Consider the following 21,409-nt stretch of genomic DNA (forward strand, 5'->3'; position numbering starts at 1 on the left):
TGAATACGCTTTTTCAACGCTTTTTTTACTATCTCATAATTTTAAAACAGCTTCTCAAGTTTTTCCGCTCCAATCCTTTGACCATGAGCATGAATTTGGCCATGGTCGGGTGTATCTTCCGCATTGAAATATGCCGCAATGGCATTGGTTTTATTACTTCTTTCTTCCTCATTTTCTATGTCTTTGAGCATTCTATTATTAAGCCAATTTACCACTAACTCTTTGCTGTATGCCAAAGCTTTATCGGCTTCCAAAACAAGCGAAGGCCCCATATTCTGTAAAATAGGTGCCCAAAGATGTGCTAATTTTATATCATTTTCAATATCCTCTCTCGCCTTGTTAAATCCTTCCTGAATCGCTCTGGCTGAGTGGACTTGATTGCCAATGAAAAACTGAGGATCTATCGGCCCAAGCTGGCTTTGCTTACCGAGGATCAATAGATCGCTTGCAAGGCTTATCATCGCACCGCCGGACATTGCCAAGTATGGCACGATCACATCTATTCTGTCAAACTTGGCGTGTAAATACTCAACTATACTCTCAACAGCGTTCGGATCTCCGCCAGGGGTATGAAGTATCAGTACGAGACCCCTATCCGTCTGAGTTCCGGAGAGTGCGTTCATGAAACCATTTATATCCTCTCTTGTAATGGACACATCATCGTTGGCTTTTTGCAGAAAAGCTGATGCGTAGAAGATAACGGTGGCATCGCCACGACAATTTGAGATAGCGTCCAAATACTCTTTCAATTGTTTATCAAGCCAGTTAGGATCGGGCGTTTTGGATGCCTCCGCATTGAACGCCTCTAAAAGTTCACTCCAAGAAGGCATGGGTACTCCGTTTTACTGGGTGCGAATTGTATTTGTCGTCAGAGGATGTTCGATGCTGGGAGGTTGATATTGCAATGGCTCCTCCTTCTGCACTGGCAACTTATAAAGCTCGCTGACTTCCACGTATTGCTGGTATTGCTTTTTGACCTCTTCCAGCGTCTTCAAGTAATCATCTGAGACGTTTTCTGTTTTAGTTCTTTTACTCATGACATTTTCCTCCTAATTAGACGAAAATATACACAATTCCTTACAAATTGCAAACGGTCCGCAAACCTGTTTGATGGCGTTCCATTCCTCCTACACCTCCACCACCGTCTCCGTATCTCCAACCGCGAGCGCGTTCATGTAAGCCAGCGTCATATCGCGTGTGCGGTATTTTCCGAATGTTGCCTCGTCTTTGTTTTGGCTATGGAGAAATTTCAATATCTACTCCTTCCATGTAATGTTTTGTTTTAAAACAAAATCGGCGTGAATCGTTGTAAGATCAACCATCCTGGTAACCAGTGGTTCTAGGCGATCAGAGATAAATTGTTCAAGTTGTTTCTGACATACAAAAGTAATAGTGTATATTCCGTCGAGTTTTCCTGATTTTATTTCTCGTTTGAAGGTGATATCATTTCTTTTCTGCAACACTGGATCGGTTGCTATCGAGTCGACATACAAGATATTACCACTGATGATCACAATAGGCACGAACAGCCAGAAATAGCGCCATTCACTGGATTGATTATTTCGAAATATTTCACGCTTCTGGGCTGTAAGAGCTTTTGCCATAGGATAGAATATTGAATTGTACAAACCACCATGATTGGCGTGCCAGCTAGATCCTTTGCGATCTATCCGGCAGAATTGGACCGCCTTCATCTCACTCGTGTAATCAGGATGCACCTTGTCAAAGCCCAGATGGAAGAACGCATCCTTTGTGCGAATTTGGAAACCATTTTTGCTGAAATCTTTTTGCTCTTTGTACTTTGCAATTGGGAAAACCAATTCCTGTGGAGGATGCTGATTATCCGTCTGGTTCTTTGGCCGACCTATAAAAACGAACGGATTCATGCTGTTCTTACATTCAGCGATGATTTCGACAAACGCTGATAGCTTTTTCTCTTCGTTGTGAGCTACTCTCTTGATTGCTCTAACATCGATCTCACGAGATTTTTTTTCCTCAATATCTTCAAATGCCATATTAGTACGGACCTGGAAGTTGAGAGCTTCCAGTTGAGTGGCAACCTCTTGTTCCATTAAATAACCAGATCTCTTGAGTGCGTTGATGATGTCTTCAGAGTTGGGAGATTCTTTCTTCATTAGGCAAAATCCTCCAATAGTTCAACTATAGCCATGATTACACCGCTACCACTGACTCAGTATCTCCGACCTTGAGCGCGTTCATGTAAGCCAGGATCAGGTCGAGTGTGCGATAGCGGCCGAATGCGGACGCGTCTTCTTTGCGGACTATGGGAAACGTGCGCGGGACGTACTAGGCATCTTCTCGCGACAGGCAGTAGAGGTGAAAGTAGAGTGCGTCGAGACGGGCACGCAGGTGGCGGTGTTCTTTTTCATCCCAGATAAAGGGTGCGCCGTCGTAACCGAGGTCGCGGGCGGTTTTGTTTCCAAACTGGCGGTCGAAATCGGCGGGTGCGATGACTGGAAGTTGCTCGACGATATACCAAGTGAGGTGGGTTGCTTGGACCTTCTGGTGAGCAATGTAATCAAAACAGAAACTGTTGAGATTGGATAGCAGACAGGCCGCGTTCTTACCATCAAAGTCGCATTCGATCGGAACAAGGACTGGCAATGTGTGTCCACATCCAACTTGTGGAACGATAGCGGCGATCATAGTGAGAACATTGGTTGACGCCGTAATGTCTTTGAACACCAAAAGCCAGTGCAAACACTGGACAATATTGCTCTCCTGCTGACTGACCCAATACCGAGGACAAGGAGAGAAAGTCTGATCGCGATATTCTTCGTCAAGTGTCTTGTTCGTCCAATTTGCTCCATCGGTTGCATTGTACAGATCCACCAGTACATCGCGGTCTATCGCCAGTGACTGTTCTTGTCCAGTGCTGTTATTCCCACAACTGAAAAGGAGAAATACCAGCATAATGTAAATGGGGAATGGTCGCATTATGCTATCCTTTGATTTTTTTAAAAAGTAAACAATCGTAGCAGGTCAAGTAGAACACGCGACTCACTATATAAAAAAAGCCAGCCGGAAAGGACTGGCTTGTGGAAATATCACAATAAGATTTAGAATATAGCAGCCTGCGGGTCTGCTGCTGGACTGATAGGCGGCATCTCATCCCAGGTGCGACCTTCCAGAAGCCGGCCGGCCTTTTTTTTATTTGTTCCACCCCACTGCTTAAAAAAGAAGGGAACCCCTTTTTCCACACATTGATCCCGAATCTCGACAACCCATTCCTTACGAATAGGCCGGCAACCTGGTCCGGATTCTCCTCCTGCGATTACCCAATCAATTCCATTGAGTTGGAGATTTGAAAGAGGCCCAAGTAAAGGTTCCAGTGACAGAAATTTGGTGATAGCGCCGGTAAGTCTCAGGTCATTGATGCGAAACTCATACTCTGTATTTTCGACGCTGACACCCATCCACACATTGTTGGGCCAGCCGATCATCAAATCCAGTTCAAGTAACCTATCAGATCGCTTAGTGAGAATCTGAAATTGATGCCAATACGCCTGGCGCATCACGGCAAACATCTTTTCTATGAACTCAAACGGGACATCTTTGTGAAATATATCGCTCATTGAATTCACAAACACAACTTGGGGCTTTTTCCAAGATAGAGGAGCATTTAAGACGTGTTCGTGCAGGGACAGCTTGAAACCATCCTTGTAATTGGGATTACCCATTGCCTGTAGGCGTTTTGCCATCCGTTCTGCATAGCAGAATTTGCATCCTGGACTGATTTTTGTACAACCCGTGAGAGGATTCCAGGTCGATTCAGTCCATTCTATGTGTGATTTGCCCATTTGAATGCCTTCCATCAAAAGAAAGATAGCAATACTGACAATAAATATACTGAACAAACATGCACTGTCAAGTGTTAAATAAAACGCAACATAGTTCCCGTGGGATATGTGCGCTTTCGTCTTCTGGTACTTTCCTTAATCTCAAGGAGACCATTAAGCTCCATCGGCTTCAGTGCATAGCTTTTTAGATGTCCTGAATGGTAAATGGTTTGATCAGTTTTCAAAAAACTCTCTATTTCATCTACACTAACCCATCCTTTTAGCCTGTAGGTAGATACAAGAAGATCTTGTAGAGGTTGAAAATTGTGCTGTAGTTCAAACGAAAGTTGGCCTGCTTCAGCATTGCTTCCTTTGAACTTATAATTGCCTTCAGGGATTATCTTCCAGATGGCCTTTTTCATCTCGTCGCAACCCTTGAGCGACTGGGTCGCAAAAAATATCGCGTAAATCAAACGGTTACCTTTATATAGCTCAAAATAGATAACCTGCTTTGCGCCTGCATATTTTAGTTGTTGTTTGTAAAGCGAGTAAAAGGAGTCTTTACGCTCTTCAGATGGCAGATTATTACCATCTCTCCAATCCCTGCACCCAAACAACTTGTCCAAGTGAGACTCGAACTCGGGCGTCTGTCTAAATCGGTTAATAGAGGAATACATAAATGAAATATAGACTTCGCATTTGGGAACTGATAAGATTCGAGAAATGACATCCATAGGTGTACCACTAACCCCGAAGGGGTCTATCATTACAAAAGCCGGGGCCATAGAGGTTTTTTGTTTCTCTAATTCATCCAATGCACTCGACATTTCCTGATCGAATTTTCCTTGAATGATTTCGTACTTGCAGTTTGGAGGCAGATTCGGAACGGCTTTAGGGATTAGGGCTTTGAGGTGCTTTACTCTAGAAGGATTGTCATCTATAAAATAGAATAATACCTCCCCTATTCGGGTATTGGCCGTATGATTCCGAAAAGATTGGAGTGCGATCAGGGGAGAACCAGGTTCACCTCCAATATATTTTCCAGGACCAGAAAAACCGTCTATAAAGAGAATGCGCCCTTGAGTCATTCCCAAAATAGGCAGCCAGGCATCCAAATAAGCTTTAAGAATCAGGTGTTTTCCAACGGTGTGTGGTTCAAGTTCCCACAGGGGCGAGGTTGACATTGCATATCCTTTGAAAGAAAACAGGCACCTGCGAGAAGTACGTAAGTGCCTGTCGAATTATGGTGCGCCCACAGGGAATCGAACCCCGAACCTACTGATTAAGAGTCAGTTGCTCTGCCAGTTGAGCTATAGGCGCATTTTTTTGCGTGATTGGAAATGTAAAGAAGCCACTATGCCTTGTCAAGCATCTTGACTTTGACCGCGATGGAGAGCAGGTCAACCGATCAGTTTATTTAGGGATGTTGAAAATCTTACACTCCGGAGAGTTCAGGCTGGTAAGATAAATTCGGATGGCCGATCCTGAGACCAGGGTCGCCAATATTGCCATTCAGCCTTATCAAATCGTCATCAAATGTATCGAGAGACGCCACTTGATACTCGACTGCCGTAGCTGCATGGATGGAATCCTTCGGCTGAAGGTGGGCATATTCCCAGATCAGGTTTCTGGCCGCCAAACCTATTGAAGTGTCAACTGGACGGATGATGATAAATTCCTGTTCGAAAAATTTCTGAATCGTCTCTTCGTGTTCTTGACCGAGTGGCTGTTCTCCTCTCAGCTTGATCACTTCAACCAGTGTGATTGCTGAAGTGACAATGTGGACTTCATTGCGTTCCGCAGATTCTATGACCCCCTGACAAACATTGACCCTCTCTGGTTCGTCGTTAAGCAGACCAAGAAAAACCGACGAATCCCAGTACCTCAATTGACGTTTCTTATTCATAAATTTTTGTAGATGCCAATAATGTCGGAAAAAGATGGGAGTTCATCGGAAGAAGCAAAAACTTTAAAATCTTCTACATGGATACTGGAAGGCTTTCCTTCTTTTCTATAGTTTACCATCCCATAAGCCTGTACGCGTTTGTCAAACGCCTTCAAGACTTCCTGTTTTAATTCGTTAGGAAAAAAACAGATCACAGGATGATCTGTTAACCGGTCATAAATACGGAATTTATACTTCCCGCGACTCGTAATGGCTTGTAGGTAGCCTTCAACAGAACCCAAAGTAGCGCGATGGACCTGAAACATTGCATCTACTGTTGCGACCGCACGTTTAGAAAGTGTTTGTCTGCGCTCGGGGAAATCAACACGCACGCGATTAAATTCGTCATGACCAACTTTTACCAAATTTGCCAGAGATTTGGCAGACTTCAGGGCATTGTCATTGAAATAGCTGGGGCGGTCTTCTCGCCCATCCTCAAGATGCGCTAATCCGTCAGAGATGCACTTGATTGCCTTGGGGACATCATCTTTGTGGGCAGTTTCTGGTTCAGGATCAAAATGAACAACAACGCTTCCAGGTTCGACCGATACAACCCAGTCAACAGCCTTCCGCGTATCCATCACCTCATCAGAAACAGCATTTATGAGCTTGAATAGAGCATTAATCCCTGTGACGAATTGTGTACCTGGGATTTTGGGACCCTCAAGCGTCAAAGTGATTCGATTTTGAGCGCGATTTATATCCATTTCTTTTTGCCCCATTTGGTCTTACTCCGATTCTGCTTCTCTCCGAGAGTGAGATAATAGCAAAGTACAGAAGCCCTTATACGATGTCAAGTCTTGCGAATATAAGTTCCGCTGCGTCCGCCGCTTTTTTGTAAGAGACAGATTTCTCCGATGACCATGTTGCGATCTACTGCTTTGCACATGTCGTAAATGGTCAACAGGGCGATACTTACCGCGGTGAGGGCTTCCATTTCTACACCTGTGCGGTCGGGTACGCGCACAGTTGCACGCGCTGTAATGCTCACGTCCTCGACTTCAAAATTGAGTTCGACGCCCGTAATGCCCAGCGGGTGACACATTGGGATGAGGTCAGAAGTGCGCTTGGCAGCCATGATGCCCGCAATGCGCGCGGTTTCCAGTACATTGCCTTTGGGGATGTTTCCCCCAGTGACGAGTTGCAGGGTTTCGGGTTGCATGTCAATTTTGCCCGATGCGATTGCCTCGCGGTCTGTCACATCTTTGTCTGTGACATCTACCATTTGCACGGCACCGTGTTCGTCAATATGTGTCAATTTTGCCATGATCTTTTACCAGCTATTTAATAAAATGAGGTCTAATTCGGTTCCCGCTGGTACATGGGCATCTTCGGCGTTGACCACGAATAAGCTGTTTGCGCGGGCCATTGAGAACAGGTCCGCCGAGCCGTGGTGCCCGACCCAGGAGCTTTCCCATATGCCGTTTTTGCTCGGAACGCTGTGCGCGGGTACAAATTGCTTTCGCCCGGGCGTTTGTCGAAAGTCGGCACTGAGTACTGTGCGGACAGTGGGGAGGTGCAGATCCGTCATGCCCTGCATTTTTCTGATTGCAGGGCGCATGAGCAATTCCAGACCGACTACAGAGGATACCGGATTGCCGGGTAATCCAAAGACCTGTCGCGCGCCTTTTACACCAAATGTCAGGGGTTTGCCGGGTTTCATGCGGATGCGGTCAAATAGTACTTCGACCCCCAGATCTCGCATGCCGTCTTGCACCAGATCGTATTCGCCAGCAGAGACGCCACCGGATAGGGCGACGATATCACAGGTCTCCAGGCCTTCGCCGATGGTTTGTATCAAGGCATGGATGTCGTCTTCTACTATGCCGAGATAACGCGCCTGCGCCCCCGAGCGCAAGACTTGAGCGACCATTGAGTATCCATTGCTATTTCGAATTTGCCCGGGTTTGGGTTTGTGGTGGGGTTCCACCACTTCGCTGCCGGTTGCCACGATGCCGACCACTGGTTGGCGATAGACCTCAATATGGATATGTCCCACAGCGGCGAGAATGCCAACTTCGGGGGGGCGTATGACTGTGTTGGCCTGTAATACCACCTGTTTGACGCGCACATCTTCGCCGAGACGGGCGATATTTCTGCCTGTTTCCGTGGTGTCGAGTACGCGTACCTTTTTGGCGTCTGTGTGTGGTTCTGTGTCTTCGACCATAATTACCGTGTCTGCGCCATCGGGTACGGGTGCGCCTGTCATAATTTGAGAGGCTTGCCCGCATTCTACGCGCTTTTGGGGTACTATGCCTGCCGGGATCTCTTCGATTACATCGAGTACGACGGGTGTATTACTGGATGCGGATGCGATATCTGCTCCCTGAAGGGCATAACCGTCCATGAGGGCTTTGTCAAAGGGCGGCATGTCGATATCTGAGCGCACGTCTTCGGATAAAACGCGTCCGAGCACATCGTCCAATCCAACGCGGATTTTGTCAATTTTCTGTGTGTTTTCCATTACTATGCGAATGGCATCATCCATTTCAATCATAACTTTACTCCTTGTTTTATTTTCATTAATCGCGCATAATATACGTAAACTTGTCCGAAGTATTTGAGATTTTTTTGTATTTTTTTATGGGAAAATCGCGATAGAGTGTATCTTAAACTATGAGGAGCAATATGTCCAGGACAGCAATTATTACTGGCGCAGGTACCGGTATTGGTGCGGGTATTGCCATTACATTTGCCGAGGCGGGCTATAATCTCGCGCTCGTGGGTCGGCGCGTAGAGCCGCTTGAAGAGATAGCGCGGCAATGCGGATCTGCCAATATCGAGATTTGCGCTGCCGATGTTGCTGACCGCCAGGCGGTTCAATTGCTTGCCGAACAAACGGTCACGGCATTTGGTCGCATCGATATTTTAGTGAACAACGCGGGTATCAATACCAAAAAACGCCATTTGAACGATATTGCAGATGAAGACTGGGACCGCGTTATGGAGATCAATCTCACGGGTGCTTTTAATGCGTTTCGCGCTGTTTTGCCGCAAATGAAAGCGCAAAATGACGGTCTGGTTATCAATGTCTCATCTATGGCTGGCAAAAGAGCGGGTATGATCAGTGGTGTGGCTTATTGTGCGTCCAAATTTGGCATGGCCGCGCTGAATCAATCGATCAATGTCGAGTTTCGAGAGGCGGGTATCCGCGCCTGCTGTATTTATCCCGGTGAAGTCGATACGCCTATCTTAGACCATCGTCCCAATCCCGTCTCTGATGAAAAACGCGCCGCCGCTCTTTTGCCCGAAGACATTGCCGCTGCCGCACTTATGGTCGCCCAGATGCCAGACCGCGTTATTGTCGAAGAAATTACTATTTTTCCACGCCGCGTGGTCAGTAGATAGTCTAAGGATAAAATAAAATGAAAACGGAAATCATTATTAATGTCGCTTCACACGAGTCGCGAATTGCCATTCTCGAAGATGGCCAACTCGCGGAAATTCTCGTTGAACGCGCTGAAAAAGAACGCATGGTTGGCGATATTTACCAGGGAGTTGTAACCGCTGTTCTGCCTGGTTTACAGGCAGGTTTTGTCGATATTGGGCAGGAAAAAGCGGCTTTTTTACACGTTTCTGATATGCCTGGCTCACCCGGCTCAATGGTCGAACTCGACTCGGAAATTCTCGAGGATATCCGGGATCAGAGCAATGGGCAGGGCAAGTTCCAGATTAATGAGCTTTTGCGCAAAGGTCAGGAAGTCATTGTGCAGATTAAGAAAGAGTCCATCAATACAAAAGGACCGCGCATTTCTGCTGTGCCATCGCTTGCTGGTCGGTTTATGGTGCTTGTGCCCGATGGCGATAAAGTGGGTGTGTCGCGCAAGATTACCAATTGGCGTGAAAAGCGGCGTCTTCGGGATCTCGCGGGCAATCTCAAGCCCGAGGGCTTTGGCCTTATCGTGCGTACCGAAGCCAATGGCAAAGGTGATCGGGAACTCGGGCGCGACCTCAAGCAGCTTTTGACAACGTGGAAGCGACTTCAAAAACAGGGGAAAAAAAGTAGCGGTCCCAGGTTGCTTCACAAAGAAGTGGGTATGACGTCTGGCCTTATCCGCGATTTGTTCACAGAGGATGTTCACCGCCTTGTCGTTGATTCGAAGCGCGAATACAAGCAAATTCAGGCATATCTCAAGGGGGTTTCGCCCGAGTTGCGCCGAACCGTCGAATACTACGGCGATACGCGACCGATTTTCGACGCTTTTGGCATTGAGGCTGAAATTGAAAAACTCTCCGAACGCAGGGTTTGGTTCAGGGGCGGTGGTTATCTGGTTATTGATCCGACCGAAGCACTGGTTGCCATCGATGTCAACAGCGGGCGCAGCGTGGGTAAAGGGCGTGCCAAGCAGGATGAGACCGTGCTGAAGACCAATTTAGAAGCTGCCCGAGAAGTTGCCCGCCAACTCCGTTTGCGCGATATGGGCGGGCTTGTGGTTGTCGATTTTATCGATATGGACCATGCGCGAGATCGCAAGCGCGTGGAAGATGAAATGCGCCAGGCCATTCGCCGCGATCGGTCCAAGATCCGGTATTCGCGGATTACGGCGTTTGGGCTGATGGAGATGACTCGCCAGCGGGTGCGTCCCAGTTTGATGTCCACTTATTCTGCGCCCTGTCCGCAATGCCATGGTACCGGGCACATTCCGAGTCAGGAAACCGTGCTGTCGCGCATTGAACGCTGGCTCAAACGCTCTCGTGCAGCCGCACTCGAACGGCGGCTTACTGTGCAGGTTCACCCCACGCTCGGGTTTTATTTGCTCGAAAATCGCAGGGAGCGCCTCAAAGCTATCCGCAAGTCCACCCGGGTTTGGCTCGATGTCGAGTCGGCTCCAGATTTGAGTGAAGAAGATTATCGCATTTTTTCCAGAAAGCGGAAGATCGATGTGACAAATGAAGTTCAAACTTGACATACATTACGACTTCAGATAAATTTAGCTCTCTTTGGATTTTCCGATCCACGCCGGGTCGGGAAGTTTGTTTGGAAATCAAAAGTGGGGACTGTAACAGTTTCTGGAGGTTTTGAGTATGTATGCAGTAGTCGATATCGCTGGTAGCCAATACAAGGTGGAAGAGGGCGATCATATCCGCGTGGCCCGGCTCGATGCCGAGGCGGGGGATTCTCTCACTTTGCCCGATGTGTTGCTCGTAGGTGACAGCGATGAAATTAAGGTGGGTACGCCTCAAGTTGAAGGGGCTGCCGTCGAAGTGAGCGTTAAAGGACACGGTCTCGCAGACAAAGTCACGGTTTTTAAGATGAAGCGCCGCAAGAATTACCGGCGCAAGAGAGGACATCGGCAATCTTATACCGATCTTCAGGTTGAAAAAATTGTAGCGGAAAGCTAAAATCGAGGAGGCTTTTCATGGCTCATAAAAAAGGTGTTGGCAGTTCGAGAAATGGCAGGGATAGTGCGGGAAGACGCCTGGGGGTGAAATCCTATGGCGGTCAGGTTGTCTCTGCGGGAACAATTATTACGCGCCAGCGCGGCACAAAAATTCATCCCGGCAATAATGTCAAGAAGGGTAAAGACGATACGTTGTATTCGGTCATCGACGGGCGCGTCAAGTTTGAGCATCTCGGTAAGAAGCGCAAGAAGGTGAGTGTTTACGCGTAAGAGGCGAGAGGCGTGAGGTGAACAAAATTGGGATTGTTGGTGCTGGCAATGTGGGGGCGACTTCTGCCCAGCGTATTGCCGAGAGAGAATTGGCCCGCGAGGTTGTGGTTCTCGATGTGGCAGAGGGTATTCCTCAGGGCAAGGGTCTCGATATGGCGGAGTCTGCACCTGTCGAGCGTTTTGATACCCATCTGATTGGCACCAATGACCCCAGCGCGCTTGCGGGGTGTGATCTCGTGGTGATTACCGCGGGGATTGCGCGCAAGCCCGGTATGAGTCGGGATGATTTGCAGGCGACCAATGCCGATATTGTCGGTACGGTGTCCGAGAATGTGCGGGATGTCGCACCCAATGCCATTGTGATCGTGGTCTCGAATCCGCTCGATGTGATGACGTATGTGGCGTTACAAAAAACCGGCTTTCCCCCACATCGCGTGGTCGGGATGGCCGGTATTCTCGATTCTGCGCGGTTTCGCTTTTTTATTGCCGAGGCACTTGATGTTTCGGTTGAAGATGTGACGGCTTTTGTACTCGGCGGACACGGCGATTCTATGGTTCCACTGCCTCGCTATTCTTCTGTTGCGGGGATTCCTTTGACCGAGTTGCTCGATGGTGCTACTATTGATGCGATTGTGCAGCGGACGCGGGATGGCGGTGCGGAGATTGTCGGTCATTTAAAAACAGGGAGTGCGTATTATGCACCGGCTTCAGCGGTTGCCGAGATGACTGCGGCGATTGTGCGCGATAAGAAACGCATTTTGCCCTGTGCGGCGTATCTGACCGGGCAATACGGTATCCACGATCTGTTTGTGGGTGTGCCCATAAAGCTCGGTGCGCAGGGCGTTGAGAGCATTATCGAAATTGGCCTGACGCCAGAAGAGACCGCAGCCCTGCAAAAATCCGCCGACGAGGTGCGAGAAAATATTGCGAAACTCGAGTTGTGAAGCGATCAGTAGATTGCTTTGCTAACTAATGGTGCAGGTGAAGTTACGTCATTGCGGCATGATGTTGAGCCGCCACGCCGGAGGCACAACGCCAGTAATCCAGTGGTTTTGAGTCGCCAAGTGCGTATAGCGGTTCCTAAGTCAGCCCGTCCAAAAAATTGGATGGGTTATTTTTTTATTCGCAGTCTTGAATATGCGGACAAAGTTGGCTATACTAAATGCAGTCTTGAAGCCGGTGTGCTGGTAGTTTTCATTTGAAATGTTCCGCGAACTTAAGGTCCGTTTTCACTGGGGGCATTCTCCAGGACCACTTTGCCATGAGTTTTCATCCGGTAATTGACGCAAAGCGGGCCGAGAAGCTATAAATTTCACTTAACTTATTTATTTTATTTAAATTATGTTAATTGACGGTCATTTGCTTGACGGTTGCTTGATAGAAAATCCGAAAAATGACTCAGCGGGATAGGTTTGATTTTGTAAATTATTGTTATACAAATACTTACTGTTTTTCAATTTGTTTGATGGTTGTTTGATAGAAAACCAAATGATCACCGACACTACCGAGCGCGGTACGGAGGTTTTGACATGAACGGTCAACGTTCCCCCGAGTACCTGGAAGGTCTTCTCCGAGAGCTATGTGCTTTGCCGTACGAGACCGAGTGGGTAGAGTTTAAGGAAGACAACACTGACCCACAGGAGATAGGCGAGTATCTTTCTGCCCTTGCCAACTCGGCGGCACTTGCGGGCAAAGCTGCGGCTTATCTGATGTGGGGTGTGCGCGATCATGACCACGCAGTCGTGGGGACCAACTTCGATCCCAGGTCCGCTAAGAAGGGAAATGAGGAACTGGAAAATTGGCTATTGCGTTTGCTCGAACCGAAGATTGATTTTCATTTTTTTTCCTTGAGTACCGAGAAGGGGTCAGTCATCCTGACGGAAATTAACCGTGCTTCGCGGCATCCGGTACGCTTTGCCGGTCAGGAATATATCCGTGTGGGTAGCTATAAGAAAAAGCTCAGAGATCATCCCGAAAAAGAACGGGCGCTGTGGCGTATTTTTGATCGGGTGAGTTTTGAAGAAGGCATCGCTGCTGAACGGCTAAAAGATGAGGATGTTCTACTTAAGCTTGACTACCCCAAGTACTTCGATCTGCTAAATGTACCCTTGCCTGATGGTCATGTGGCCATCCTTGACGCGCTTCAACGCGACCGGTTGATCGCGCTCAGCGAGGCGGGCGGCTTCAATATTACAAATCTGGGAGCGATTCTCTTTGCGAAAAATCTTGGCGACTTCCCTCGGCTGAAGCGCAAGGCCATTCGGGTTATCCAGTACGTCGGTACGGGACGCATTGAGACTCTGAGAGAATACGAATACACAAAAGGCTATGCCGCTGGCTTTGATGAACTGATCGGTTATATTGACGCACAACTGCCAGCAAATGAAGTCATCGGACAAGCACGACGCAAGACGGTACGAGCATTTCCCGAGTTGGCTGTACGCGAATTAGTGGCAAACATGCTCATCCATCAGGACTTTTTCGCAACGGGGGCAGGGCCTATGGTGGAGATTTTTGAAGGCCGCATCGAGATTACGAATCCCGGCGAGCCGCTGGTGGATACTCAGCGTTTCCTCGATAGCCCTCCGACATCTCGCAATGAAGTAATAGCCTCGCTCATGCGTCGCTTTCGGATTTGTGAGGAGCGGGGTAGTGGGATTGACAAAGTAGCTATAGAAGTTGAGCGTTACCAACTTCCTGCGCCGATTTTTGAGGTCCCACCGAACTTCACGCGGGTTGTACTCTTTGCTCACAAGGCCCTGTCCGACATGGATAAGGCAGATCGGGTGCGTGCCTGCTACCTGCACGCCTGCCTACAATACGTGAATCGAGATTTTCTGACTAACGCATCTCTAAGAGTACGGTTCGGTGTCAAGGAGAACTACAGGTCAGTCGTGTCGCGCTACATTCGGGAAGCCGTGGACGCAAGTAAGCTCAAGGCATTTGATGAGCAGGCTGCCCGTAAAATGAAGAAGTATTTGCCTTTTTGGGCCTGAGTCGCCATCCGGTAATTGATGGGTAATTGACGGGTAATTGACACAAAGTGAATTGGAAGCTGTAAATTTTACTTAACTTATTTATTTTACTTAACTTATGTAATTGACGGGTAATTGATGGCTACTTGACTGGCAACTGACGATGTGAGATCATATTTTTTATAAGTTACTGAAGATACGATAGTTATTTTACTTGACTGGTACTTGACTGAAACACATTTGGAACGATATATTTCCATACCCGGAAAGCAACCCGAAGAGGGCTTAAGGTATGAAGAGTCCGGATACTGAACCAACGCAATCTCAGAAAGAAGAACTGGACGCGCTTGCGGCATTGCCCGATGACCAGATTGATACCTCTGATATTCCCGAGGTTATCGAGGGGGCAAATTCTATACGCGGGCTGTTTCATAAGTCCGCCCGTGAGCGCAGCAAGGCGATAGATGAACTCAGATGCAGACGCTCGGCGGTCACCGATACCTCCGAACATCGCTAAGGCCATATACGCCCGTGTAGTTTAAAAAACAGCCTATCTAATCTTTTGGACAGGCTATTTTTTATTCGTAGTCTTGAAGATGCTGGCAAAGTTGACTATACTAAATGCAACATTGAATATGCATTTGCCGAGTGTCCGGGCGAGGGAAGCAAAGGGCTATTGAGCCAAATTATCGCAGGCGGTTTCTAATGGCAGAATTACGATTCGACATCACGCCGTTTCTGGATCAAGATGAAGGCCAGCACTTTGATCGCAAGTCGTTGTATGAGGGAGAAGATGGTGCCAAACAGTCACGTAACCGCCGCGCCGTGCGAGATCAGGTTGCGGAATATGTGGCGGGCTTCGCCAATGCCGAAGGTGGCGTACTGATCCTGGGCATAGAGGATGACCGCACCATTACTGGACACCAGCTTCCGCAGGATGCCTTGAACAGTATCCTGAAGACCCCGAGCACTCGCTTGAAGCCCGCACAGCCCGATGGCTTTATTATAAATGTTCAAGGGTGCGAACTGATTGTTTTTGATGTGCCGGCTTCAGATGTTCCCGTTCAGGTAATCGGAAATGGCTTCCCGTTGCGAATGGGTGACCAGACCGTGCAATCCAGCGAGAGCCAAATCAATACGCTCAAGTTTGAAGGTATGGCGGAGAGTTGGGAAAGCCGACAATCATCAATGACTTTGGCTGATCTGGATGAACGACTGTTAGAACGCGCAAGACAAGGGGCGGGCTTATCTGCTTTGACTGATGAAGAATATTTGCTCAAGCGCAAATTGGCCGACCGTCGTGGGCGGGGGATAGTGCTTCGAAATGCTGCGGAGTTGCTCTTTGCCCGGTATGGACCGGACCATCCCAATGCTGGCGTTCGTCTATTTCGCGTTATTGGTACGGAGCGCTATACCGGACCCGAACACAATGTCGAAGAACGCCCGCGCTGCGAAGGCAACTTGCCTGCGGTCATATTGGAAATTCGCACTATCATCAGCGGTTTGTTGCGACGCCCTATGCGGCTCGTGGGGAGTCGCTTTCAGGAATCCGCCGAATATCCGGATTTCGCATGGCTGGAGGCGTTGCTCAATGCCATCGCGCACCGCGATTACAGGGTTGAAGGCACCTGCATAGAGGTCTGGTTATTCGATGATCGCATGGAAGTGGTCAGCCCGGGCGGGCTGGTCGGCAACTTGACTACAGAAGCGTTGCTCACGCTCAAGCGAGTCCATCACAGCCGCAATCCCCGCATGATCCGGGTGCTCGTAGATCTCGGTCTCGCACGCGACCAGGGCGAAGGTATCCCGCGTATGTTCGCAGAGATGGAAGACGCTTTTTTGCCAAGGCCAGATATAGATGCGACCAACAGCAGCGTCACAGTTACGCTTCGGAACACGCTTACTCTGAACGCCAGTGATAGAGAATTTATCTCGGCGCTCGGTGATATTGAGCTTTCTCGCAATGAGTTTCGGGCATTGCTTTACACTTATCGTCATGATCAGATAGACAATGCCAGGCTACGTGCTTTATCCGGTCTTGATACCTTGAGTGCCAGTTATCTTTTACGCGGTCTCCGAGACCGAGATTTGCTAAAGCTTTATTCCCATGGTCCCAACAGCTACTACACATTGACTTCTTTACTGACATCGCAAGTTGGGAAGTACAAATCAGAAACTGGAGAGTCCAGAACAAATGATGGAAAGTTCCACACGGATGGGAGGGAGTTCAATGCGGATACCGGGGAGTTCAATGCGGATACCGGGGAGTTCAATGCGGATACCGGGGAGTTCAATACGGATACCGGGGAGTTCAATACGGATACCGGGGAGCTTCCTGATGACATCAAGGCCGCTATTGATCGACTTGGTCGGCGACCGCGTCGAGAAAATCTACGCCCTGTCATTCGCGCGATATGCGATCAAGGGAGATGGGTAACTGCCGCTACACTCGCCCGCTACCTGAGCTTAAAACAAGAGAATCTAATAGCAGGGCACCTCGGGGAAATGGTGCAAAGTAAAGAACTTGAGCGACGCTTTCCGGATAAGCCCAACCACCCTCGCCAGGCTTACCGAGCCGTTGCTTCCCAACGCCCGTAGCCCTTAGTTTTTTTCCTCGGCTGTAAAGTAGCGTGTTTGAACTAAGCCAGGTACTCAGCGTACTAAAAAAACAGCCCGTCCAAAGTTGGATGGGCTATTTTTCGTCAAATCCGCCTTCACGCGTCTGGCGGGTCATTTCCTGGATGAGTTTGGGGGCGGGGTCTTCCCAGCCTTCGGGTTTGAGTATTTTGCCGTCTTCTCGGCGAATGACTTTTCCGTTTACGACTTTTTGCATGTTGGCGTTGTGGACGATGTCGAAGAGCGGGTCGAGGTTGATGCCGTTGCGTACGGCAAAATCGCAGATGTAGTAAATTGCATCGACGAGCGCGTCGGCCTGTTCTGTGACGGTTTGCGCGTCCATTAATTCGTCCATTTCATCGTTGACCATTTGTCTTATGAATGCGATGCCTTCTGCTGTCATGTTTTGCGGATGCGCTGGCAGGGAATCGTTACAGGCCATTGTAAATTCGCGCACTTGAGCAGTGTATCCCATGCGTACTCCTGGTGAATGGTAAGGGGGGAGATGTAAGGAGGGAGAAGTGTGTGTTAGAAATTACTAAAATACATGTTTAAAAACAAATGCAATGATTTCACTACAATCAATATGATGAGTGAATAGACAGAGCGGTGTACAACTGGCTGTCTTTCAGGCAAGTTCATAGACGAATGGCAATACATACTGATTTTGGGAGGATGGGTGGGGTTCGTAGATTCGCTGATTCGTAGATTCGTTGTCGTTGATTCGTTTTTGGTCTTTGACTTTTGGGCGTTGCGTCTATATTTTTTGGCGCGATATTTTGTTGGCAGGTGACTATGACGCGAAAGGATTTACATTACATGGCGAGTATTAATGCAAATTATGACAAATTGGCTGCGGGATATTTGTTTCCCGAGATTGCGCGGCGGACGCAGACATTTCTCGATGCACATCCAGAGGTGTCCGTGATGCGGTTGGGTATTGGCAATACGACCGAGCCGCTGACGAGGAGCGTGATTGCCGGTTTGCACGATGCGGTGGATCAGATGGCGCGTGTAGAGACGTATCGCGGCTATGCCGATGGCGGAGAGGGCGAGCCTGAGATGCGAGAGGCGCTGGCGAAGCGCTATGCAAAGTACGGGGTGGATCTCGATGCGTCTGAGGTTTTTGTGAGTGATGGCGCCAAGTCGGATTCGGCGAATATCCAGTCGATTTTTGGTATGGATAATGTGATTGCCGTGCAGGATCCGGCATATCCGGTATATGTGGATAGCAATGTGATTGCCGGGCGGACGGGCGAGGCGGTGGACGATCAGTACGAGGGACTGGTTTATATGCCGTGTACGGAAGAGAATGGTTTTATGCCCGAGGTGCCAGATAAAAAGGTGGATTTGATCTATATTTGCAGCCCGAATAATCCTACGGGTGCTGTGGCAACCCGAGCGCAGCTTCAGGCGTTTGTGGATTATGCGAGGGAACACAGGGCGGTGATTATTTACGATGCGGCTTATGCGGGATATATTTCGGATGCGGATTTGCCGAGGACTGTTTACGAGGTTGAGGGGGCAAAGTCCTGCGCGATTGAGATCAATAGTTTTTCCAAAGATACCGGGTTTACGGGTGTGCGCCTGGGGTGGACGATTGTGCCGATGGATCTGGTGGTAGAAGACGCAGAGGCGGGCAAGTTGAATACGCTGTGGGGCAGGCGTCAAAATACGTTTTTTAATGGTGCTTCGAATATTGTGCAGTTGGGTGCTTTGTCGGTGTTTACAGAAGAAGGCGAGCGAGAGTGCCAGGAGATGATTGCGTATTATATGGAGAATGCGCGCATTATTCGGGCGGGGCTGAGAGGTATTGGGCTGACGGTTTTTGGCGGTGTCCACGCGCCTTATTTGTGGCTTAAGACTCCGAATAGTATGTCGTCGTGGGACTTTTTTGACAAGTTGTTGTCAGAAGCCCATGTCGTGGGTACGCCGGGTTCGGGTTTTGGTCCTGCGGGCGAAGGTTATTTTCGTTTGAGTTCGTTTGGGCATCGAGAAGATGTCGAGCGGGCAGTGGCGAGTATTCAGGCGAATTTGAAGATTTGAGGTGAACAGATGACGCGGTCCAATCCGAACATCATTTTTATTCTGGCTGATGATATGGGCTATGGAGATATGACGTGCCAGAATCCAGAGTCTAAAATTCCAACGCCCAATCTGGACCGGTTGGCGTCGCAGGGGGTTCGTTTTACCGATGCCCATGCGCCGTCCAGTGTCTGTACGCCGTCGCGCTATGCGATTCTTACGGGGCGGTATTCGTGGCGCACCCGGTTGCAAGGCGGTGTGTTGTGGCCCTGGGATCCGCCTTTGATTGATCCGGGGCGAAAGACTGTGGCGACATTGTTGCGAGGTCAGGGGTATCGCACGGCCTGTATTGGAAAGTGGCATTTGGGATGGCACTGGGAGACAAAGGATGGGCGGGCGGCCTATGAGGGTGCGGAATACGGGGTGTTGGGTAGAGATCATCGGTATGAATTGGGCAAGAATATCGATTTTGGTAAGCCGGTCACTGGCGGTCCTGTAGAATGTGGATTTGATTATTATTTTGGTGATGATGTGCCCAATTTTCCGCCTTATACCTGGTTTGAAAACGATCGGTTGGTGGATGCGCCAGTTGAGGAGAAGCCCGAGGAGATGTTTGGATCGCCCGGACCTATGGCGCCGGGATGGTCTCTCGAAGCGGTGATGCCCGAGTTGACCCATCGCGCAGTTCAATATATTGAGGCATCGGATGAGCAACCGTTTTTTTTGTATTTTCCGCTGACTGCGCCGCATACGCCGATTGTTCCAGTAGATGCGTTTAAGGGTATGAGCGAGGCGGGTGAGTACGGAGATTTTGTGTGTGAAGTGGATTGGACTGTGGGCGAGGTGATGGCGGCGCTTGATCGAAAGGGGATTGCGGAGAATACGCTGATTATTTTTACCAGCGATAATGGGCCAGAAAATTTCGCGTATAGACGGATCCAGGAATACGGCCATTACAGTATGGATGGCTTGCGGGGGTTGAAACGCGATGTGTGGGAAGGTGGACACCGGGTTCCGTTTGTTGCCAGGTGGCCCGGTCAGATTGAGGGAGACAGGGTTTGCGATGAGGTGATTTGTATGTCCGATTTTATGGCTACGGTGGCGGCGATAACTGGCGTGTCTTTGTCGGAAGATATGGGTGAAGATAGTTATAATATATTGCCCGCGCTTTTGGATGAGTCTTTTGATACGCCCATCCGGGAGGCGACTGTGCATCACAGCATTCGGGGAAAGTTCGCCATCCGGAAGGGCCGCTGGGTGTTGATTGACGCACCCAATGGGGATGATAATAAAGAACCGGATTGGTTTGTGGATGAACGCGGGTATGTGCCTCACGATCATCCAGGCGAGCTTTTTGATCTCGAACGCGACCGGATTGAGCGATTTAACCGTTATGTAGAATATCCCGAGATTGTTGCAGAACTCAAGACTTTGCTCGAAAAGTATAAGCGAGAGGGCAGAAGTGTTTCGCGCTGAGCAGTAGAGGGATGAATTTTATGAGACGTATTTTTTGCATCTTAATTGTATTTGTATGGGTTGGTACGGTTGGGGCAGAGGTGCAGGTCGCGTTTCGCTTTGAGGCTGTTTTTGGCGAAGTAGGGGGTGGCGATGGGCAGTTTCTCAATCCCGAGGGATTGACTCTGGATACGTCGGGCAATGTGTTTGTGGCCGATACGGGAAATGACCGCGTCCAAAAATTGTCCCCAACGGGCACTTTTTTGAGGGCGGTGGGTGGACCGGGCTGGGAAGATGGGCAATTTAATAAACCGGGTGGTATTGCCGCGAGCAAGGGGTTGGATATTTATGTAGCCGATGGCCGGAATCGCCGCATTCAGGTGTTTAATCTCAATTTGCGCCTTCTGGCGGTGATTGGTGGTGCGGATGCTGCTGGGTCTGTGGATCTGGGTACGCTCAGTGGTATTGCGGTGTCGGATGCAGATGAGATTTTGGTGGGCGATATCGATGCCGATCAACTGGTGCAGATCGATACGTATAGTCGCGTTGATCGCAGTTTTGGCGGTTTTGGGTATGGGGCTGGCAATTTGCGGCGTCCTTTGGGGATTGCAGTAGAAGGGCGCGAGAAGGTTTATGTTTGCGATAGCGAGAATGATCGGATCGCGGTGTTCGACAGGTTTGGCAATTTTCAAAAGGGAATGGGCGAAGATATTTTGTTGCAGCCCTCGGCGCTGTGTATGGGGCCTGAGCGGACGCTGATTGTGGCGGATACGGGTCACCATCGCATTGTGGTGTTTGATCTCGATTCTGGTGGGGTTGCAGGCTCTTTGGGCGGTCCCGATCCGGGAAAGGGTGCGATGGCGTTTCAGTTTCCGCGGGGTGTCGCACTTGGCCGCGCTGGCAGGTTGTTCGTTCTGGATTCGGGCAATGGGCGCATTCAGAAGTTGCAATTGCAAGTTTCAAGGGTGAAGTGAAAAGTGT

At 49.1% G+C, this 21,409-nt stretch carries 23 protein-coding genes and 1 tRNA gene; 11 read left to right on the top strand and 13 right to left on the bottom strand.

Annotated elements, in window-relative coordinates:
- Positions 1–41: 41 nt before the first annotated feature.
- The 12 genes from OXH16_01640 to OXH16_01695 all read right to left on the bottom strand — a co-directional run bounded on the left by OXH16_01640 (position 42) and on the right by OXH16_01695 (position 8,242).
- On the bottom strand, positions 42–830 hold the full coding sequence (locus OXH16_01640) for a hypothetical protein (protein MCY3680070.1): 789 nt from the start codon (positions 828–830) through the stop codon (positions 42–44).
- 12 nt (positions 831–842) lie between these two features.
- Positions 843–1,037 carry a hypothetical protein gene (locus tag OXH16_01645; protein ID MCY3680071.1) on the bottom strand — a complete coding sequence of 65 codons (195 nt, stop codon included), beginning with the start codon at positions 1,035–1,037 and terminating at the stop codon, positions 843–845.
- Positions 1,038–1,127: 90 nt separating this feature from the next.
- On the bottom strand, positions 1,128–1,253 hold the full coding sequence (locus tag OXH16_01650) for a hypothetical protein (GenBank protein ID MCY3680072.1): 126 nt from the start codon (positions 1,251–1,253) through the stop codon (positions 1,128–1,130).
- A 3-nt stretch (positions 1,254–1,256) separates the two neighbouring features.
- The gene (locus tag OXH16_01655; GenBank protein ID MCY3680073.1) at positions 1,257–2,135 is read right to left on the bottom strand and encodes a hypothetical protein; all 879 of its coding nucleotides are present in this window, start codon (positions 2,133–2,135) and stop codon (positions 1,257–1,259) included.
- Positions 2,136–2,307: 172 nt separating this feature from the next.
- Positions 2,308–2,958, bottom strand: a complete 651-nt coding sequence (locus OXH16_01660; protein MCY3680074.1) for a hypothetical protein — start codon at positions 2,956–2,958, stop codon at positions 2,308–2,310.
- A 122-nt stretch (positions 2,959–3,080) separates the two neighbouring features.
- A complete protein-coding gene (locus OXH16_01665) occupies positions 3,081–3,821 on the bottom strand; it encodes a phage Gp37/Gp68 family protein (GenBank protein MCY3680075.1) in 741 nt (246 codons plus the stop codon).
- A 74-nt stretch (positions 3,822–3,895) separates the two neighbouring features.
- The gene (locus OXH16_01670) at positions 3,896–4,984 is read right to left on the bottom strand and encodes a three-Cys-motif partner protein TcmP (protein MCY3680076.1); all 1,089 of its coding nucleotides are present in this window, start codon (positions 4,982–4,984) and stop codon (positions 3,896–3,898) included.
- Between the two features lie 60 nt (positions 4,985–5,044).
- Positions 5,045–5,120: transfer RNA gene (locus OXH16_01675), tRNA-Lys, on the bottom strand.
- A 115-nt stretch (positions 5,121–5,235) separates the two neighbouring features.
- Positions 5,236–5,706: a type II toxin-antitoxin system VapC family toxin gene (locus OXH16_01680; protein MCY3680077.1), complete on the bottom strand. Its 471-nt coding sequence runs from the start codon at positions 5,704–5,706 to the stop codon at positions 5,236–5,238.
- Positions 5,703–6,467 carry a hypothetical protein gene (locus OXH16_01685; protein ID MCY3680078.1) on the bottom strand — a complete coding sequence of 255 codons (765 nt, stop codon included), beginning with the start codon at positions 6,465–6,467 and terminating at the stop codon, positions 5,703–5,705. Before OXH16_01685 ends, OXH16_01680 begins: the two co-directional genes overlap by 4 nt.
- Before the next feature lie 71 nt (positions 6,468–6,538).
- A complete protein-coding gene (gene moaC, locus OXH16_01690; GenBank protein MCY3680079.1) occupies positions 6,539–7,012 on the bottom strand; it encodes a cyclic pyranopterin monophosphate synthase MoaC in 474 nt (157 codons plus the stop codon).
- A gap of 6 nt (positions 7,013–7,018) precedes the next feature.
- The gene (locus tag OXH16_01695) at positions 7,019–8,242 is read right to left on the bottom strand and encodes a molybdopterin molybdotransferase MoeA (GenBank protein ID MCY3680080.1); all 1,224 of its coding nucleotides are present in this window, start codon (positions 8,240–8,242) and stop codon (positions 7,019–7,021) included.
- A 131-nt stretch (positions 8,243–8,373) separates the two neighbouring features.
- On the opposite strand from OXH16_01695, the gene OXH16_01700 reads away from it, so the two are divergent.
- The 8 genes from OXH16_01700 to OXH16_01735 all read left to right on the top strand — a co-directional run bounded on the left by OXH16_01700 (position 8,374) and on the right by OXH16_01735 (position 16,930).
- The gene (locus tag OXH16_01700) at positions 8,374–9,093 is read left to right on the top strand and encodes an SDR family oxidoreductase (protein MCY3680081.1); all 720 of its coding nucleotides are present in this window, start codon (positions 8,374–8,376) and stop codon (positions 9,091–9,093) included.
- A gap of 17 nt (positions 9,094–9,110) precedes the next feature.
- Positions 9,111–10,652 (top strand): Rne/Rng family ribonuclease, encoded by a 1,542-nt coding sequence (locus OXH16_01705; protein ID MCY3680082.1) that lies wholly within the window; start codon positions 9,111–9,113, stop codon positions 10,650–10,652.
- A gap of 118 nt (positions 10,653–10,770) precedes the next feature.
- Positions 10,771–11,088, top strand: coding sequence for a 50S ribosomal protein L21 (rplU, locus tag OXH16_01710; protein MCY3680083.1), 318 nt, complete (start codon positions 10,771–10,773; stop codon positions 11,086–11,088).
- A gap of 17 nt (positions 11,089–11,105) precedes the next feature.
- Positions 11,106–11,357 carry a 50S ribosomal protein L27 gene (rpmA, locus tag OXH16_01715; protein ID MCY3680084.1) on the top strand — a complete coding sequence of 84 codons (252 nt, stop codon included), beginning with the start codon at positions 11,106–11,108 and terminating at the stop codon, positions 11,355–11,357.
- Positions 11,358–11,374: 17 nt separating this feature from the next.
- Positions 11,375–12,301 (top strand): malate dehydrogenase, encoded by a 927-nt coding sequence (gene mdh, locus OXH16_01720; GenBank protein MCY3680085.1) that lies wholly within the window; start codon positions 11,375–11,377, stop codon positions 12,299–12,301.
- A gap of 585 nt (positions 12,302–12,886) precedes the next feature.
- On the top strand, positions 12,887–14,353 hold the full coding sequence (locus OXH16_01725; protein MCY3680086.1) for a putative DNA binding domain-containing protein: 1,467 nt from the start codon (positions 12,887–12,889) through the stop codon (positions 14,351–14,353).
- 271 nt (positions 14,354–14,624) lie between these two features.
- Positions 14,625–14,849, top strand: coding sequence for a hypothetical protein (locus OXH16_01730; protein MCY3680087.1), 225 nt, complete (start codon positions 14,625–14,627; stop codon positions 14,847–14,849).
- Between the two features lie 188 nt (positions 14,850–15,037).
- Positions 15,038–16,930, top strand: coding sequence for a putative DNA binding domain-containing protein (locus tag OXH16_01735; protein MCY3680088.1), 1,893 nt, complete (start codon positions 15,038–15,040; stop codon positions 16,928–16,930).
- Between the two features lie 94 nt (positions 16,931–17,024).
- On the opposite strand, the gene OXH16_01740 is transcribed toward OXH16_01735, so the two are convergent.
- Positions 17,025–17,423: an HAD family hydrolase gene (locus OXH16_01740; GenBank protein MCY3680089.1), complete on the bottom strand. Its 399-nt coding sequence runs from the start codon at positions 17,421–17,423 to the stop codon at positions 17,025–17,027.
- Positions 17,424–17,767: 344 nt separating this feature from the next.
- Here OXH16_01740 and OXH16_01745 point away from each other — a divergent pair, with 344 nt between their 5' ends.
- From OXH16_01745 to OXH16_01755, 3 genes are read left to right on the top strand one after another with little or no spacing between them, the layout of a single operon-like run.
- Positions 17,768–18,994: an LL-diaminopimelate aminotransferase gene (locus OXH16_01745; protein MCY3680090.1), complete on the top strand. Its 1,227-nt coding sequence runs from the start codon at positions 17,768–17,770 to the stop codon at positions 18,992–18,994.
- A 9-nt stretch (positions 18,995–19,003) separates the two neighbouring features.
- On the top strand, positions 19,004–20,449 hold the full coding sequence (locus OXH16_01750; GenBank protein ID MCY3680091.1) for an arylsulfatase: 1,446 nt from the start codon (positions 19,004–19,006) through the stop codon (positions 20,447–20,449).
- A gap of 20 nt (positions 20,450–20,469) precedes the next feature.
- Entirely contained in the window at positions 20,470–21,402 is a 933-nt protein-coding gene (locus tag OXH16_01755; protein ID MCY3680092.1) for an NHL repeat-containing protein, read from the top strand.
- The last annotated feature ends 7 nt before the right edge of the window (positions 21,403–21,409 follow it).

It is taken from the genome of Gemmatimonadota bacterium (assembly GCA_026705765.1).
Lineage (GTDB): Bacteria > Latescibacterota > UBA2968 > UBA2968 > UBA2968 > VXRD01.

What these genes read in the sequence shown, in the direction of transcription:
- OXH16_01685 (MCY3680078.1), bottom strand. Translation starts at nt 6,467, where the DNA reads ATGGGGCAAAAAGAAATGGATATAAATCGCGCTCAAAATCGAATCACT.
- OXH16_01700 (MCY3680081.1), top strand. Translation starts at nt 8,374, where the DNA reads ATGTCCAGGACAGCAATTATTACTGGCGCAGGTACCGGTATTGGTGCG.
- OXH16_01745 (MCY3680090.1), top strand. Translation starts at nt 17,768, where the DNA reads ATGGCGAGTATTAATGCAAATTATGACAAATTGGCTGCGGGATATTTG.
- OXH16_01655 (MCY3680073.1), bottom strand. Translation starts at nt 2,135, where the DNA reads ATGAAGAAAGAATCTCCCAACTCTGAAGACATCATCAACGCACTCAAG.
- OXH16_01705 (MCY3680082.1), top strand. Translation starts at nt 9,111, where the DNA reads ATGAAAACGGAAATCATTATTAATGTCGCTTCACACGAGTCGCGAATT.
- OXH16_01735 (MCY3680088.1), top strand. Translation starts at nt 15,038, where the DNA reads ATGGCAGAATTACGATTCGACATCACGCCGTTTCTGGATCAAGATGAA.
- OXH16_01730 (MCY3680087.1), top strand. Translation starts at nt 14,625, where the DNA reads ATGAAGAGTCCGGATACTGAACCAACGCAATCTCAGAAAGAAGAACTG.
- OXH16_01680 (MCY3680077.1), bottom strand. Translation starts at nt 5,706, where the DNA reads ATGAATAAGAAACGTCAATTGAGGTACTGGGATTCGTCGGTTTTTCTT.
- OXH16_01645 (MCY3680071.1), bottom strand. Translation starts at nt 1,037, where the DNA reads ATGAGTAAAAGAACTAAAACAGAAAACGTCTCAGATGATTACTTGAAG.
- OXH16_01725 (MCY3680086.1), top strand. Translation starts at nt 12,887, where the DNA reads ATGAACGGTCAACGTTCCCCCGAGTACCTGGAAGGTCTTCTCCGAGAG.
- OXH16_01670 (MCY3680076.1), bottom strand. Translation starts at nt 4,984, where the DNA reads ATGTCAACCTCGCCCCTGTGGGAACTTGAACCACACACCGTTGGAAAA.
- moaC (MCY3680079.1), bottom strand. Translation starts at nt 7,012, where the DNA reads ATGGCAAAATTGACACATATTGACGAACACGGTGCCGTGCAAATGGTA.
- OXH16_01660 (MCY3680074.1), bottom strand. Translation starts at nt 2,958, where the DNA reads ATGCGACCATTCCCCATTTACATTATGCTGGTATTTCTCCTTTTCAGT.
- OXH16_01750 (MCY3680091.1), top strand. Translation starts at nt 19,004, where the DNA reads ATGACGCGGTCCAATCCGAACATCATTTTTATTCTGGCTGATGATATG.
- OXH16_01695 (MCY3680080.1), bottom strand. Translation starts at nt 8,242, where the DNA reads ATGATTGAAATGGATGATGCCATTCGCATAGTAATGGAAAACACACAG.
- OXH16_01640 (MCY3680070.1), bottom strand. Translation starts at nt 830, where the DNA reads ATGCCTTCTTGGAGTGAACTTTTAGAGGCGTTCAATGCGGAGGCATCC.
- rpmA (MCY3680084.1), top strand. Translation starts at nt 11,106, where the DNA reads ATGGCTCATAAAAAAGGTGTTGGCAGTTCGAGAAATGGCAGGGATAGT.
- rplU (MCY3680083.1), top strand. Translation starts at nt 10,771, where the DNA reads ATGTATGCAGTAGTCGATATCGCTGGTAGCCAATACAAGGTGGAAGAG.
- OXH16_01755 (MCY3680092.1), top strand. Translation starts at nt 20,470, where the DNA reads ATGAGACGTATTTTTTGCATCTTAATTGTATTTGTATGGGTTGGTACG.
- OXH16_01740 (MCY3680089.1), bottom strand. Translation starts at nt 17,423, where the DNA reads ATGGGATACACTGCTCAAGTGCGCGAATTTACAATGGCCTGTAACGAT.
- OXH16_01665 (MCY3680075.1), bottom strand. Translation starts at nt 3,821, where the DNA reads ATGGGCAAATCACACATAGAATGGACTGAATCGACCTGGAATCCTCTC.